Below are 14,530 nucleotides of genomic sequence, written 5' to 3' on the forward strand. Positions count from 1 at the left end.
AGGAATCTCATGGCTGAGCAGTACACACTTCCGGAACTGCCCTACGACTACTCCGCTCTCGAGCCGCATATCTCGGCTCGCATCATGGAGCTGCACCACGACAAGCACCACGCCACCTACGTCAAGGGCGCCAACACCGCCGTTGAGCAGCTGGCCGAGGCCCGCGAGTCCGGCAACCTCGCGAACGTGCCGAAGCTGACCCGCGACCTCGCATTCAACCTCGGCGGACACGTCAACCACTCGATCTTCTGGAACAACATGTCCCCGGACGGTGGAGACAAGCCGGTCGGTGAACTCGCCGCAGCCATCGACGACCAGTTCGGTTCGTTCGACAAGTTCCGCGAGCACTTCACGACCGCAGCCACCACGATCCAGGGCTCCGGCTGGGCCGTCCTCGTCTACGACCAGCTCGGCGGAAACCTCTTCATCGAACAGCTCAAGGACCAGCAGTCCGACATCCAGCTCGGCGGCACCCCCGTTCTGCAGCTCGACATGTGGGAGCACGCCTTCTACCTCGACTACCAGAACGTCAAGCCCGACTACGTCAAGGCCTGGTGGAACATCGTCAACTGGGCCGACGCCGGCGCACGCTTCGACCGCGCTGTCGCACAGACCAAGGGCCTTCTCCTCGGCTGACCCCAATTGCTACCTGACGGCGGCCCAGAAACCTTGCGCGAGGTAGCTGGGCCGCCGTCACGTGTGTGGAGGGAGTGCCTATCGCACACATGGTCGAAGTCAGGGTGATCCTATGAACGCAAACCTCAGGCGCTGGCGAGACGATGATGCCGCAGGGTTGGGCCGCGTCTTTGAGCAGGCCGACGCGGCTCTGCTGTCGAACGTTCCCGACGACCGCAGTCCCGATGGTGCTCGTAAGTGGATCGAGATCGTCACCGGCTCCGAGGCGGAGGGCAAGGTCTGTGCCTTCGCCGTCGTTGATCATGCCGACGGATTTGATCTACGTATCCTCGGCAACGTCATGGCCTCCGGGATCGAACACCGGCACTCGACTGCGTGGATCTCCTACTGGACTGCCGCCGAGGGGAGAGGCCGAGGGCTGACCTCGGCGGGATTGCGCAGCCTCGTCGATCACCTCCACGACGAACTCGGCATCTATCGACTCGAACTCGGGTACCGAGTGAACAACCCCGCCTCGGCCGCAGTGGCGATGAACGCTGGTTTCATCATCGAAGGTCGCGAACGCCAGAAGCTGCTCTATGACGGCATCCGATATGACACCGAAGTCTGCGCCCGGCTCGCCGACGATCCTCGAACCGCAGGGCCGCGTCTGCCGATCCTTCCGCCTCACTGACCTCTACCGCACAATTGCTTGCCGTAGGAGTCCGCCCAGAAGCACCTGACGGCTGCCCAGCAACCTCGCGCCAGGTTGCTGCGCCGCCGTCAGGTAGCAAATGGGAGTGTTCTTTGGGGCACCGGATGTGAGGAGTCACCCCCCTGGGTCGCTAGACTGGCTGGCGGAGATCGCCGGGATCATCACACAAGGAGTCAAAGACACATGAGCATTCGCGTAGCCGTCATCGGAGCCAAGGGGCGGATGGGATCCCACGCCGTCGAAGCGATCGAGAACGCCGAGGGCATCGAACTCGTCGCGGCACTCGGCAGCAGCGATTCGCTCGAGACCCTGCTCGATGAGGACATCGACGTCGCCGTCGAACTCACCGTGCCCAAATCCACCGAGGACAACGTCACCTTCCTCGTCGAACATGACATCGACACGGTCGTCGGCACCACCGGCTGGGACAACGACCGCCTGGCCCGGCTGTCATCGACACTCGAGGCTCATCCGCAGACCGCGGTGCTCATCGCCCCGAACTTCTCGATCGGTGCGGTTCTGGCGATGCGCTTCGCCGAACTCGCCGCCCCCTACTTCGACTCCGCCGAAGTCGTCGAGATCCACCACACCCGCAAACTCGACGCACCTTCGGGCACCGCGAACCACACGGCCCAGCGCATCGCCGCGGCCCGCAACGCCGCCGGACTGCCCGCTGTGCCCGACTCGACGGAATCCGACCCGCAGGGTGCCCGGGGCGCCGTCATCGACGGCATCCATGTCCACGCCATCCGCCAACAGGGCATGAACGCCCACGAGGAGATCCTCTTCGGCTCCGACGGCGAGGCACTGACCATCCGCACCGACTCGCATTCCACCTCGGCGTTCATGCCCGGCATCATCACCGCGGTGCGTTCGATCGCCGATTACACGGGGCTCATCCACGGCCTCGAGAACATGCTCGACCTCTGATGTCGAAGGCCAAGATCGGGGCGATCATCGTCTCCGTCGTCCTCGTCTTCTACTTCGTCCTCATGGGGCAGCGGGCGTGGATCCTCGTGCGCGAACCCGACCTCATCCCGCGCATCATGGGCATCGCCCTGTTCGTTCTCCCGCTCATCGGCGCGTGGACGCTCACCGTCGAACTCATCTTCGGAGCACGGACCGAGAAGCTTGCCCGCATCCTCGGCGCCGAAGGCGGACTGCCCGTCGACGATCTGCCGCGCACGCCGGGCGGGAAGATCATCCGCGAAGCCGCCGATCGGGAATTCGTGAAATACCAGGCCGAAGCCGAATCCGCCCCCGAAGACTGGCGCTCCTGGTTCCGACTCTCGTGCGCCTATGACGCCAGCGGGGATCGCAAACGCGCCCGGGCGACGATGCGGAAGTCGATCAGCCTCTTCCGCGAAGGGCAGAAGCAGGGCGCCTGAGCGAAGACGCCCGAATAAGAGCCGCGATTCCGCCTTCCAAGGGTCCGCGCGAGTTGACGCACATCTTCCACAGCAGCGGGACGAGCACGAAGACCAGTGCGTGGATCGAGTATTCCGTGGTCTGCTCGGCCACGGTCGCCGCACCTTCGACCGGGTCGCCGACGATCTGCGGCCGGGTGATCTCAATCAGCACCACATGTGCCGCGTAGACGCTCAGGGGCATCGATCCCGGTGCCGACAGCGGCGCGAGTGCCCAGGACCTGCGTCCCAACAGCACCGCGGCGGCCTGGCACGCCGCGATCGTCATCACCGCGGTCCCGCCGGTGGAGAGCAGGTCGAACGGTGTGCCCGAATGCGGTCCGGCGATTGCCAGCCACCACCACGAGGTCGCGGGAGTGACCCCGTAGCTGCCGGTGAACAGCGCCGCGCTGAGATCGATGCCCCACATCTGCGAGTCCTGCACGAGTGCGGCATCGCCGCCGAAGACGTTGAGCAGGATCCAGGAGGTGCCGCGCCCGAGGATGAAGAGTCCGAGTCCGGCAGTGAACAGTCCGAGCAGATGCCTGTCGATGTCGAGCTTGGCCACGGCCATGCCCAGCAGAATGTAGGACATCCACTGCAGCACGGGGTAGTAGCCGGTGAGGAGGAGATCGGTGAGCATCGTCCCCGGAGTCGCGAAGTCGAAGAAGCCCATCGGCAGGTAGCTCGGCTCGAGGAAGTACGTCGACCGCACGAGCATCGAGACCGCGGGGGAGATGAGCATCCACGCCCCGGCGATCGCGAACAGCGCACCGGCCCGCAGACGCAGGAACACCAGAGCGAGGGCGAACATGATCCCGTAGTTGACGAGGATGACCGCGAGCAGCGTGGAGATCGACCCGAGGCACAGTCCGACGAGCACGATCGCCGCCGCCCGGATGAGCACGCTCGGCGCGGCATCGCGCAGCCGGCCCCGTTCGGAGAGCCGCCCGCGGGTGGACAGGACCAGTGAACAGCCCGCGAGGACGGCGAACAGCGCCGAGGCGCGACCGGCGAAGACCGCCGCCCAGGTCGGCATCCCCGTTTCGTCGGCCAGCGCGAAGATATGGGTGATCATCATCGCTAGCAGTGCGATCCCGCGGGCGGCATCGAGTCCGATGAGTCGACCGGCGGGGCTGAGTCGGTCAGCCACCATCGCCGAGGCGGTGGCCGGGTCAGATCCGTGCCCGCGGTGGGAGTTCGCCTGCTGAGAGCTCATGGAACGATTCTCACACGAGTTCAGGGCAACCGTGGCCGATGCCGGATCGGCCACGGCATCTTTATGCCATGACTGCTCCGGCACTGTCCCCTGCCTCGAGGATCTGTGCGAGGACGAACCCTTGCCGCCATTCGTCATATGGTGATATGAATAACGGGGTCAGCCGCATCCTCGAGTGATCAAGGACGATCATGTCTCAGCTGTTCCCGCACCTCTTCGACCCCATCGCCCTCGGCCCCCTGACCGTCCGCAACCGCATCGTCTCCTCCGGCCATGACACCGTCCTCGACGACTACGGTCACATCGGCGACGATCTCGTCGCGTACCACGAAGCCCGCGCGCAGGGCGGAGCCGGACTCATCGTCCTGCAGGTCTCCGGCGTCCACGAAACCGCCCGCTACACCAGCCACGTGCTCATGGCCACCGACGAATCCTCCGTGCCCGGATATCAAGCCGTCGCCGAGGCGGTCCACCGCCACGGTGCCACGATCTTCGCTCAGCTCTTCCACCCGGGCCGGGAGGTCATGGACGGTGAGCGCGGCATGGCCCCGCGAGCCAAAGCCCCCAGCGACGAACCGCAGGAGCGATTCAAGGTCGTCCCCGAAGCGCTGACCACCGCCGAGGTCAAAGACATCATCGCCGGATACGGCCGTGCCGCGAAACGCATCACCGACTCCGGCATCGACGGCGTCGAGATCGTCGCCAGCCATGGCTACCTGCCGATCCAGTTCTTCAATCCGGGAGTCAACACCCGCACCGACGAATACGGCGGCAGTCCGCAGAACCGCCGCCGGTTCCTCGCCGAGGTGGTCGCAACCGTCCGCGAATCAGTCGGTCCCGACGCAGTGGTGGGCCTGCGGATCTCCGGAGAGGAGAAGACCGAAGACGGACTCGTCGCCACCGAGATCCTCGACCTCATCGACCATCTCGACGGCCTTGACCATGACGGCCGCGACTGTCTCGACTACTACTCCGTGACAGCCGGCGATTCCTCGACCCTGCAGGGAGCAGTCCATATCGTGCCTTCGATGCAGGTCGAGGCCGCTTATGCGACGAACCTGTCCGAGCAGGTCAAGAAGATCACGGATAAGACCGTCATGGTCGCCGGCCGCATCAACCAGCCCCATGAAGCCGAAGCGGCCATCGCCGAGGGCCGCACCGACATGGCGATCATGACTCGCGCGATGATCTGCGACCCCGAGATCGCGAACAAATCCCAGGCCGACAGAGTCGACGAGATCCGTGCCTGCATCGGCTGCAACCAGGCCTGCATCGGTCACTTCCAGCAGGGAGTGCCGATCTCGTGCATTCAGTACCCCGAATCCGGTCGCGAACTCACCTTCCTGCCCCGACCCCGCGTTCGCGCCCGAGACAAGGTCCTCGTCATCGGTGGGGGACCGGCCGGGCTCAAAGCCGCGGCCGTCGCCGGCGAACAGGGCGACGAGGTGGTGCTGTGTGAGAAGGAGCCCCACCTCGGCGGAGCTGTGCTGCTGGCTCAGGAACTTCCGTATCGATCCGAATTCGGGGGAGCTGCGACGAATCTGTCCGCCGAGGCGGCCCGCGCTGGCGTCGACATCCGCACCTCGACGCCGGTGACCCAGGCGTTGATCGACGACATCGTCCCCGATCATGTCATCGTCGCCACCGGGGCCCAGCAGCGTCTGCCCGCGCTCGAGATCGCCGACGATTCTCTCGTCATCGGAGCCCGCGACTATCTGCGCGAGGACCCGAACCTGCCGACCGGCCGGGTGCTCGTCACGGATTGGAAAGGCGACTGGATCGGCCTCGGCATCGCGCTGCGGTTGGCCGAGGCCGGCCGGCACGTGACCTTGGCGACCGCGGCGAACTTCGCCGGTGCCGCCATCCAGCAGTACACGCGCACCCTGCTCGTCTCTCAAGCCCTGCGGACCGGGCGCATCGAGTTCCTGAACGACGCTCGGCTCGTCGGAGTCGACGCCGACACCGGGTATCTGCAATCCACGCTGTGCGAAATCGTCCACGAGGTCGCAGATGTCGCCGCCACGATCGTCTCGGCAGCACCGCGATCGGTGCCGGTCGATCTCGACTTCGGGACCGCCTCGGTGACGGTGATCGGCGACGCGCTGGCCCCGCGCACGGTCGAGGAAGCCGTGTACGAGGGACTCACCGCGGCCACCGAGATCGCGGCCTGGCAGCGGACTGTTCCGGCATGAGTCCCCGTCCGGCGCAGCCGCCCGAACGGGCCGAAGCGAAGAGATCAGCGATCATCCGGGCCACCCTCGACGTCATCGTCGACCGTGGGCCCGCCGCCGTGCGACTGGCCGATGTGGCGAGTGCGGTGGGCATGTCGGTCGGGACCGTGCAGTACTATTTCGCCTCCCGCAACGAGCTGCTCGCGCAGTCGTTCTCATCTCACACTGCGACCGTGCTCACCGACATCGAGAAGATCGCGAATGCTCGCGAGGACAACCGTGGACACACCGCGCGGCATCGCCTGCACACCGCCTTTGCCGCCATTCACGAGGTCGGCAGGCACGAGCAGCGATCCCGGATCTGGCTCGAACTCGTCACCGTCGCCCGCACCGACCGGGGGCTGCAGAACTGCGTCGACGCCGTCTTCGACGGCTGGCGGGGACTGTTCCGGCAGATCATCGACGACGGGGCGGAACAGGGCGAGTTCCGCCTCGGCGGGCTCACCGTGGCCGAGGTGGTCGACACGTTGACAGCGATCATCGACGGCTTCGACCTCGCCACCGTCGCCGGGCACGGACCGAATCCGCAGACGATGGCGCGAGTCCTCGCAGCGACCGCGTATCGGCTTCTGAACGAGGACGGCGTTGGTGCCTGAGCGGGAGCCGGCGCACCGACGAGTCTCGACCTCAGCCCCGCCGCCACACCGATGGCTCGGTCGGAGAGCCGGTCGAGAACTGGACGGCTCTTCGAGTAACGGAGAGAGAAACCAGAGCCCAAGAACGCTTGTGATCGTGCTACTGTGACCGCAATTCAGGTGTAGTCCGAGGGAAAGGTCGTCATGGGTAAGAGGGAGAACGATATGCCGCGAATATCGGGCGTTGTTGACGCGCCCCAAGGACTCGACTGGTTGGGCATCAAACCCTTCCGGGACGGTCTTGCCCGCTTCATCGAGTCGTGCCAGACGCCTATGACTGTGGCGGTTCAGGGCGATTGGGGGACCGGGAAGACCAACATGATGATGCTTGCGGAAGAGGCCCTCGCTCCCCACCGCCACTTCCGACTCTCTGATCCGTTCGAGCCGGCACCTGAGAATTCGGAGGAACCTCCGATCTACACGATCCGGTTCAATACGTGGCAGTATTCCCAATTCGATATGGGAGATCGACTGGTCACCAGCTTGTTCGGAGCAATCGGAGCAAGCCTGCTGACCGTCGACGCCGACGGCGGACGACGCGCAAAGCGGAAGGAGTTCATCAATACTTTGGTGTCTGTGGCGTCCGTTGTCGGTCTTGGCGCTGCCAAGGTCGCGTTGGACTTTGCCAACCTCGGTGAGCTCAAGAACACCGTGGATGCTATCGGCGGGATTCAACATTACAATCGCGAGGATCAGCAGACTTCCGAGTACGCGGACCCTGCGGCAGCTGTCGTCGAGCTCAAGCAGAAGTTCGCGGCTGCTGTCCGCGAATTGGTGCAACCGCGGGGCGGCGGAGCTGGAGCAGACGGGAGTCGGGACGGCTGTGGACGTGTGGTCATCTTCATCGACGATTTGGATCGCTTGGAGCCTCGTAAGGCTGTCGAGTTGATGGAGGCGTTGAAGCTCTTCCTCGACGTCGAGCACTGTGTCTTCGTGTTGGCCATCGACTTTTCCGTGGTTGAGCAGGGTGTCAGTGCCAAATATGGTGCTGCGATGGACCGTGCCAAGGCCCGGTCATTCTTCGACAAGATCATTCAGGTTCCGTTCCAAATGCCTGTGGGTGCTTATCGGATCGACGAGCTTCTCGACAAGCTCGTGGAAGAGACGGGCTTGGCGCTGGGTCCAGAGCAGCGCTCGGAATTCCTGGATCTCGTGAAGTACTCGATTGGGAACAATCCGAGGGCAATCAAACGTCTGCTCAACAGTTTTATGCTGCTCAGGGACATCTCCACAATTGCGGCAGAGCTGGAGAATCAGGACGATCCCGGCGTCGCCCGCGTCACCGACTCGCAGCTGTTTGCGATCCTGTGTCTGCAGACCGCCTATCCTGACGCCTACGCTGAGCTCGTCGAGAAGGGGATTGAAGAGTCGGAAGTCTTCCGCTTGTACTTTGCGGACGCGGATCACGGACAGGATTCTGATGGCGAAGTCGAAATCCTGGAACGCCATGGAGTTTCGATCGATACGATCCGATTCCCGGAGTTCGTCAAGGCTGTCAGATCCACTTTTGTCGATGCTTCGCAATCGTTGAAGGATTCGGCGTTCGAAAGGGCTCTCAACCAGGCGGTGACCACCAGCGCTGGGCTGGACTCCAGCCAAGTGGGATCCCGGCGGGGACAGAAGGTCTATGATCCGGACGAGCGGAGGGCGCTGCTATCCGACTCCGTTGCTTGGAGCAACATCGACTCGGTATTGCGAAATCCGGAAGCATTCATACGAGTCCTTGGTCACAATGACCGCGTCACTGTCGGCGCTCAACTGAATTCTCCGAGGGACTGGACCATCGAAGTGGGAGGACGTCGAGCCGGACTCCTCCACATCAACAAGACGTTCTTCAACGTCCGCTTGGAGACTCGACTGTTCGGGTTCGAAGACCCTGAAACATTTCGGCAGGCGTTCGTCATCAGATTCCCTGAACGAGAGAGCTCTGCATCTGCTCGAACGAACCCCAGAGGGGAAGGGTTCTTTTCGGTCAGGAACATCGGTCATTCGGAAGCCGAAGCGGACTTCGTCGTGAACCTGGCCGAGTTCTGGTCCAATCAGATTTCTCAATACCTCCCCGACGCATTCTGACGTGCCGGTCGGATTCCCTTCCGTCAGCATCGCCCTTCCTGACCGATTTCACGCTGAGTGGGTGCAGGGCCACCACGGTGGGGAACCGGCGTGGGAAGGGCCCCTGTCGAGAGGAAATGATGATCGCCTCCCACCGGCTCACGAGTGCCCGTTGCCTCTCGACACACGAGGCGGGCCCGGTTGCCTGAGGGGAGCGGTCAGTCCCCTCGGCGGGGGTGTGGGGCAGATCTCGTCTCGCAACGCGGGTGGACCACTGCACTCGTGAGACGGCGTGGGCGGTATCCTGGGACTATGGCGATTCTCGGTGACAGGGCAGCAGCGACTGCCATTGACGCGTTCGGTACCGTCGGCACGGCAATGGTGACCCCATTCAAACGCGACGGAAGCATCGACTATGCGTCCGTGGAGAAGGTGGCGAACCACCTCGTCGAGCTCGGCAACGACATGCTCGTCGTCTCCGGGACCACCGGCGAATCACCGACGACGACTGATGACGAGAAGGTCGAACTGCTGCGCGTCGTGCGCGGGGTCATCGGCAATCGGGCGAAGATCATCGCCGGCACCGGCAACAACGTCACCGCCCACACCATCGAACTCTCGCGGCGCTCGGCCGATGCGGGAGCCGACGGCATCCTCATCGTCACCCCGTACTACTCGAAGCCGACGCAGCCGGCGATCGAAGCGCACATGCGCGCGGCCGCCGACTCGACCGACCTGCCGGTGATGCTCTACGACATCCCCGGACGGGCCGGCGCACCGATCATCACGGATACGCTGCTGAGGCTGTCCGATCATCCGAACATCCTCGCGGTCAAGGACGCCAAAGGCGACCTCTTCGCGTCCTCGTTCGTGATGAACAACTCATCGCTGGTCTACTACTCCGGCGAAGACGCCCTCAACCTGCCGCTGCTGTCCCTCGGCGCGCTCGGACTCGTATCCGTTGCCGGACACGTGTGCTCCGACCGCTTCGCGGCGATGGTGGCCGCAGTGGCGAACAACGATCTCAACACCGCCCGCATCCTTTCCCGCGATACCGCGGATGTCGTGGATGCGCTCATGAACCACATGCCGGGAGTGACCTCGGCGAAGGCCGCTCTGCAGGCCCAAGGAATACTCGACAACCGCGATGTGCGGATGCCGCTGCTCCCAGCTGATGAGGAGCAGGTGGCGTTCGTCACCGCCCAATTGACCAGGAGTGGTTACCTCAGTGAATAATGCATTGACCCAAGAACTGTCCCGTCCGCCGAGGATGGATAAGGAAGCCGTCCGCATCGTCGCACTCGGCGGCCTCGGCGAAGTCGGGCGCAACATGACCGTGTTCGAGTACCACGGCAAACTCCTCATCGTCGACTGCGGCGTGCTCTTCCCCGAAGAGGACCAGCCGGGCGTCGACCTCATCCTCCCCGATTTCTCGTACCTCGATGACCGCCTCGACGACATCGTCGGCCTCGTCCTCACCCACGGCCACGAGGACCACATCGGCGCGGTTCCCTACCTGCTGCGCCGCAAGGGAGACATCCCGATCCTCGGCTCGAAGCTGACGATCGCGCTCATCGAAGCCAAGCTCAAAGAACACCGGATCAAGCCGATCACCCGCGTGGTCAAAGAAGACGATGTCGATCAGCTCGGTCCCTTCGACCTCGAGTTCGTCGCCGTCAACCACTCGATCCCCGATGCCCTGGCCGTGTTCATCCGCACCGGGGCCGGCAATATCCTCCACACCGGTGACTTCAAGATGGACCAGCTGCCGCTCGACGGCAGGATCACCGACCTGCGTGCCTTCGCCCGCCTCGGCGAAGAGGGCGTCGACCTGTTCATGACGGACTCGACGAACGCTGAGGTCCCCGGCTTCACCGCGCTGGAGAAGGACATCGGGCCCGTGCTCGAAAACCTCTTCGGCACCGCCGAGCGCCGGATCATCGTCGCCTCCTTCTCCTCCCACGTCCACCGTGTGCAGCAGGTGCTCAACGCTGCGACCGCCCACGGGCGCAAGGTCGCACTGGTCGGCCGGTCGATGGTGCGCAACATGAAGATCGCCGCCGACCTCGGGTACCTCGACGTGCCGGACGGTACGCTCATCGACATCAAGAAGGTCGATGACTACCCGGAGGACCAGATCGTCCTCATGTGCACCGGATCTCAGGGTGAGCCGATGGCGGCACTGTCGCGCATGGCCAACCGCAGCCACCGCGTCGACGTGGGCGACGGCGACACCGTCATCCTCGCCTCCTCGCTCATCCCCGGCAACGAGAACTCCGTGTTCAAGGTCATCAACGGCCTGATGAAGCTCGGTGCACGCGTGATCTCGAAGGCCGATGCGAAGATCCACGTGTCCGGCCACGCCTCCGGCGGCGAGCTGCTCTACTGCTACAACATCGTCAAGCCCCGCGGCGTCATGCCCGTCCACGGAGAATGGCGCCACCTGCTGGCCAATGCGCGCCACGCCGAGGCGACGGGAGTCGACCCGAACAACATCGTCCTCGCCGACGACGGCTGGGTCGTCGACCTCAAGGACGGCCACGCCGAGGTGGTCGGAGCTGTCGACTGCAACTACGTCTTCGTCGACGGCTCGTCGGTCGGCGAGATCACCGAGGCCGACCTCAAGGATCGTCTCGTCCTGTCCGGTGAGGGCTTCGTGACGATCTTCATGGCCGTGAACTCGCAGACGAAGTCGCTCATCGCCGGCCCCGAGATCCATGCCCGCGGTGTGGCCGAGTCCGACGATGTCTTCGACTCGATCATGCCGAAGGTCCAGAAGGCCGTCGAGGATGCTCTGCGCGACGGCACCACCGACCAGTACCAGCTGCAGCAGGTCGTGCGCCGCACGGTCGGCCGCTGGGTGTCGTCGAAGTTGCGTCGCAAGCCGATGATCGTCCCCATGGTCGTCATCGTCTGAGTCGGCTCTGTCGGCAGGCGCGCTCATGAGGGCCGCCTGCCGTCAGCAGCGCGCATCGCCGAGCAGCAGCGCGCGCATCAGCGCGCAGAGCAGCACCTTTGCCAGACCGCCGAGCAGCACCGTTGCCAGCGCGACGAGCAGCACCTTTGCCAACGCGCGCATTGCCGAGCAACGCCGTTGCCAGCGCGCCCAAGAGCTCCTGCGCCCACGGCGTGCGCTTATCAGCGCGGTCATCCGGAAACAGCACGGCCTATGCCCGAGCTGAAGTCGGACGACCGCGCTGATGCCATTCACAGGCCTGCACGGACGCTTCCTTGCGCCAGCTCGTCCTACTAACCACTTTTCGTACAGTGCATCAGTAAAAAAGGCTGATGCACTGTACGAAATGTAATGCGACCTGCACCAAATGTGGTGATCCGCGTACCAAATGTGGTGTCAGGGCACGCCCACCCTGACGCACGCTCCGGCGCCGAAGCGTGCATCAGGCGCGGGCGGTGGGCTCCGGCTCGTCGTCATCGGCGGCAGAGTCATCGGCGGCAGAGCCGTTGGTCTCCGCGCCGGTGCTGTGCGAATCGCCGGCGGCAGCGCCTGTGCCATTCGTGCCGCCGTTCGAACCGCCGGCGGCAGAGTCGTCGCCGTCGCCCTGAGCCGCATGCCCTTCGGCGCCGACCTCGACGCCTGGCAGGAGCTTGCCCGGTGACCTGCGGGCCAGAACGACTGCTACGGCGAGGCCGACGATGAGTGCCGTGAGGACGACGGTGCCGGCATTGAAGCCGAGGCCGTTGAGGCCGATGAACGCCAAGGCGCCCGCAGTCAGCGAATAGATGAGCATCGGGACCGACGTGCGGCGGATGAGCTCGCCCTCGCGGCCCACCAGGCCTACCGTCGCCGAGGCGGCCACCACATTGTGTACGGCGACCATGTTGCCCGCGGCACCGCCCACGGCCTGCGCGGCCACAACCGTCTCGGGGCTGGCCGCGCCGATGGCGGTGCCGGTCGAGAACTGGAACTGCGAGAACATGATGTTCGAGACGGTGTTCGAACCGGCGATGAACGCGCCGAGAGCGCCGACGAACGGGGCAAACAGCGGCCACGCGTCTCCGACGGTCGAGGCGGCCGCCTCGGCGAGGGTGACCGGCATGGATTCGAGCCCGGCCTCGTTGTAATCGGCACCGGAGTTGATGAAGACACGCACCAGCGGCAGGGAACACAGCAGGGCCACGGCGGCACCGGCGATCTGCGAACCGGCGATCTGCCAGGACCCGGCGATCTGCTTCTTCGTCATCCGATGGATGAAGTAGGTCAGCCCGCAGGCGAGGACGAAGATCGCTCCCGGGGACCACAGCAGATCCATGTTCTGATTGATCGCAGTGCCGAAGATGCCGTCGATCTTGATCACCGCGGGGCCGTTGAGGAACTCCTTGACGGTCGGAACATTGCGGGTGATGAGCAGCAGCGCGACGACGATGAGGTACGGCGACCAGGCGCGGACCATCGACATCTTCTTCTGCAGCTGAGCCTTCTCCTTGTTCGGGTCGACGGTGCCCATCCAGAAGACCGGCCATTTCTCCCTGGGCGCGAAGTCCCAGGTCTTCTTCGGCATGAGGAAGCCCATCCGCGAAGTCGTCACGACAATCGCCAGACCGATGAGACCACCGAGCAGGGACGGGAACTCGGGTCCGAGCAGATTCGCCACGATGAGGTAGGGGACGATCATCGCCAGCGCCGCATAGATCGCGAACGGAGCGACAGCCAGACCATCGGCGAATCGACGATTGGCGCCGAAGAACCCGGTCATCATGCAGGCCAGAAGAAGCGGGATGAGGATACCGCAGATGGCATGGATGAGAGCGACCTGTGCGGCGGTGTGGGCGACGAACTCGGCCTGATTGAGACCGAGCTGCCCGGCACGCGCGGCGACATCGGCCGACATCGATCCGTCCTCCTGTGCGAGTCCGGTGCCGATGCCCAGCACCATCGGTGTGCCCACGGCGCCGAAGCTCACCGGCGTCGACTGGATGATGAGACCGGCGAGGACCGCCGCGATCGCCGGGAAGCCGAGGGCGAGCATGAGCGGAGCGACGACGGCCGCCGGGGTGCCGAAGCCGGCAGCGCCCTCGATGAAGGAGCCGAAGAGCCACGCGACGATGATGACCTGCACACGCCTGTCCGGAGAGATCGCGATGAAGCCCGAGCGGATCGTCTCGATCGCTCCCGAGCGGGTGATCGTGGCCAGCAGCAGAAGCGCGCCGAAGACGATCCACAGCAGACCGATCGCCACGAGGAGACCCTGGACGACGGAGGCGCCGATCGTCACCCACTCGATCTTCCACGCGAAGTTCGCCACGAGCGCGGCGGCGACCAGTCCGACGGGCATCGCGTATTTGGCCGGCCAGCGAAAGCCGATCAGAAGGATTCCCGCCAACAGAATGGGGGAGAGGGCCAGTAGAGCTGCAACAGCGAGGTTGTCCACTGCGAGTCCGATCTGCGGCGTCGTTGCCGCGTCGATCCAAGGACGCAGCCTGGGCGACGCTGTCCTTCCTCCGACCGAGAACTTCGGGTGGTCGGTGCTGGTCGGCCGCCTCGGCGAGTCCACGAAAGTTGGTGCTGTGCACATCGTCTCCGGCCCGCGTCGAGGAGTCAACGAACACACCGTCTCGAATCCGGGATAGGGTTTGACGAGATGTGCATCACCTCATAGTCTTTCGTTGTGTGAACATACATTTTCACGATGTGAAAG

Annotated in this window: 12 protein-coding genes; 10 read left to right on the plus strand and 2 right to left on the minus strand. The window is 64.4% G+C overall.

Annotated features, from left to right (window positions below; genetic code table 11):
* Nucleotides 1–9 precede the first annotated feature (9 nt).
* From ACQE2J_RS07735 to ACQE2J_RS07750, 4 genes are all read left to right on the plus strand, one after another.
* Nucleotides 10–636, plus strand: a complete 627-nt coding sequence (locus tag ACQE2J_RS07735; RefSeq protein ID WP_135539373.1) for a superoxide dismutase — start codon at nt 10–12, stop codon at nt 634–636.
* A 112-nt stretch (nt 637–748) separates the two neighbouring features.
* Nucleotides 749–1,309, plus strand: a complete 561-nt coding sequence (locus ACQE2J_RS07740) for a GNAT family N-acetyltransferase (RefSeq protein WP_425118787.1) — start codon at nt 749–751, stop codon at nt 1,307–1,309.
* A 204-nt stretch (nt 1,310–1,513) separates the two neighbouring features.
* A complete protein-coding gene (dapB, locus tag ACQE2J_RS07745; RefSeq protein WP_135539371.1) occupies nt 1,514–2,260 on the plus strand; it encodes a 4-hydroxy-tetrahydrodipicolinate reductase in 747 nt (248 codons plus the stop codon).
* Nucleotides 2,260–2,718 (plus strand): tetratricopeptide repeat protein, encoded by a 459-nt coding sequence (locus tag ACQE2J_RS07750; RefSeq protein ID WP_135539369.1) that lies wholly within the window; start codon nt 2,260–2,262, stop codon nt 2,716–2,718. The genes dapB and ACQE2J_RS07750 overlap by 1 nt, the downstream gene beginning before the upstream one ends.
* Here ACQE2J_RS07750 and ACQE2J_RS07755 read toward each other — a convergent pair.
* Nucleotides 2,681–3,955, minus strand: coding sequence for a heparan-alpha-glucosaminide N-acetyltransferase domain-containing protein (locus tag ACQE2J_RS07755; RefSeq protein WP_425118786.1), 1,275 nt, complete (start codon nt 3,953–3,955; stop codon nt 2,681–2,683). The two genes, ACQE2J_RS07750 and ACQE2J_RS07755, sit on opposite strands and share 38 nt — an antisense overlap.
* Nucleotides 3,956–4,146: 191 nt before the next feature.
* On the opposite strand from ACQE2J_RS07755, the gene ACQE2J_RS07760 reads away from it, so the two are divergent.
* The 5 genes from ACQE2J_RS07760 (at nt 4,147) to ACQE2J_RS07780 (ending at nt 11,790) form a co-directional block, all read left to right on the plus strand.
* Nucleotides 4,147–6,147 carry an FAD-dependent oxidoreductase gene (locus ACQE2J_RS07760; RefSeq protein ID WP_426937387.1) on the plus strand — a complete coding sequence of 667 codons (2,001 nt, stop codon included), beginning with the start codon at nt 4,147–4,149 and terminating at the stop codon, nt 6,145–6,147.
* The gene (locus ACQE2J_RS07765; protein ID WP_426937388.1) at nt 6,144–6,782 is read left to right on the plus strand and encodes a TetR/AcrR family transcriptional regulator; all 639 of its coding nucleotides are present in this window, start codon (nt 6,144–6,146) and stop codon (nt 6,780–6,782) included. Before ACQE2J_RS07760 ends, ACQE2J_RS07765 begins: the two co-directional genes overlap by 4 nt.
* A 252-nt stretch (nt 6,783–7,034) precedes the next feature.
* Complete coding sequence (locus ACQE2J_RS07770; protein ID WP_426937389.1) at nt 7,035–8,894, plus strand: KAP family P-loop NTPase fold protein; 1,860 nt, start codon at nt 7,035–7,037, stop codon at nt 8,892–8,894.
* Between the two features lie 291 nt (nt 8,895–9,185).
* Nucleotides 9,186–10,109 carry a 4-hydroxy-tetrahydrodipicolinate synthase gene (gene dapA, locus ACQE2J_RS07775; protein ID WP_425118782.1) on the plus strand — a complete coding sequence of 308 codons (924 nt, stop codon included), beginning with the start codon at nt 9,186–9,188 and terminating at the stop codon, nt 10,107–10,109.
* Between the two features lie 34 nt (nt 10,110–10,143).
* Complete coding sequence (locus ACQE2J_RS07780; protein WP_135539665.1) at nt 10,144–11,790, plus strand: ribonuclease J; 1,647 nt, start codon at nt 10,144–10,146, stop codon at nt 11,788–11,790.
* A gap of 481 nt (nt 11,791–12,271) precedes the next feature.
* Here the strand turns inward: ACQE2J_RS07780 and ACQE2J_RS07785 are convergent, their stop codons facing one another.
* A complete protein-coding gene (locus ACQE2J_RS07785) occupies nt 12,272–14,263 on the minus strand; it encodes an L-lactate permease (protein WP_426937390.1) in 1,992 nt (663 codons plus the stop codon).
* Between ACQE2J_RS07785 and ACQE2J_RS07790 the strand changes: the two genes are divergently transcribed.
* Nucleotides 14,256–14,462 (plus strand): hypothetical protein, encoded by a 207-nt coding sequence (locus ACQE2J_RS07790; protein WP_426937391.1) that lies wholly within the window; start codon nt 14,256–14,258, stop codon nt 14,460–14,462. The two genes, ACQE2J_RS07785 and ACQE2J_RS07790, sit on opposite strands and share 8 nt — an antisense overlap.
* Nucleotides 14,463–14,530 lie beyond the last annotated feature (68 nt).

Origin of the sequence: Brevibacterium sp. LE-L (assembly GCF_050214925.1) — a bacterium.
Lineage (GTDB): Bacteria > Actinomycetota > Actinomycetes > Actinomycetales > Brevibacteriaceae > Brevibacterium.

Coding starts and splice junctions, on each gene's coding strand:
- ACQE2J_RS07740 (WP_425118787.1), top strand. CDS start 749: ATGAACGCAAACCTCAGGCGCTGGCGAGACGATGATGCCGCAGGGTTG.
- ACQE2J_RS07750 (WP_135539369.1), top strand. CDS start 2,260: ATGTCGAAGGCCAAGATCGGGGCGATCATCGTCTCCGTCGTCCTCGTC.
- ACQE2J_RS07735 (WP_135539373.1), top strand. CDS start 10: ATGGCTGAGCAGTACACACTTCCGGAACTGCCCTACGACTACTCCGCT.
- ACQE2J_RS07765 (WP_426937388.1), top strand. CDS start 6,144: ATGAGTCCCCGTCCGGCGCAGCCGCCCGAACGGGCCGAAGCGAAGAGA.
- ACQE2J_RS07755 (WP_425118786.1), bottom strand. CDS start 3,955: ATGAGCTCTCAGCAGGCGAACTCCCACCGCGGGCACGGATCTGACCCG.
- dapA (WP_425118782.1), top strand. CDS start 9,186: ATGGCGATTCTCGGTGACAGGGCAGCAGCGACTGCCATTGACGCGTTC.
- ACQE2J_RS07780 (WP_135539665.1), top strand. CDS start 10,144: ATGGATAAGGAAGCCGTCCGCATCGTCGCACTCGGCGGCCTCGGCGAA.
- dapB (WP_135539371.1), top strand. CDS start 1,514: ATGAGCATTCGCGTAGCCGTCATCGGAGCCAAGGGGCGGATGGGATCC.
- ACQE2J_RS07760 (WP_426937387.1), top strand. CDS start 4,147: ATGTCTCAGCTGTTCCCGCACCTCTTCGACCCCATCGCCCTCGGCCCC.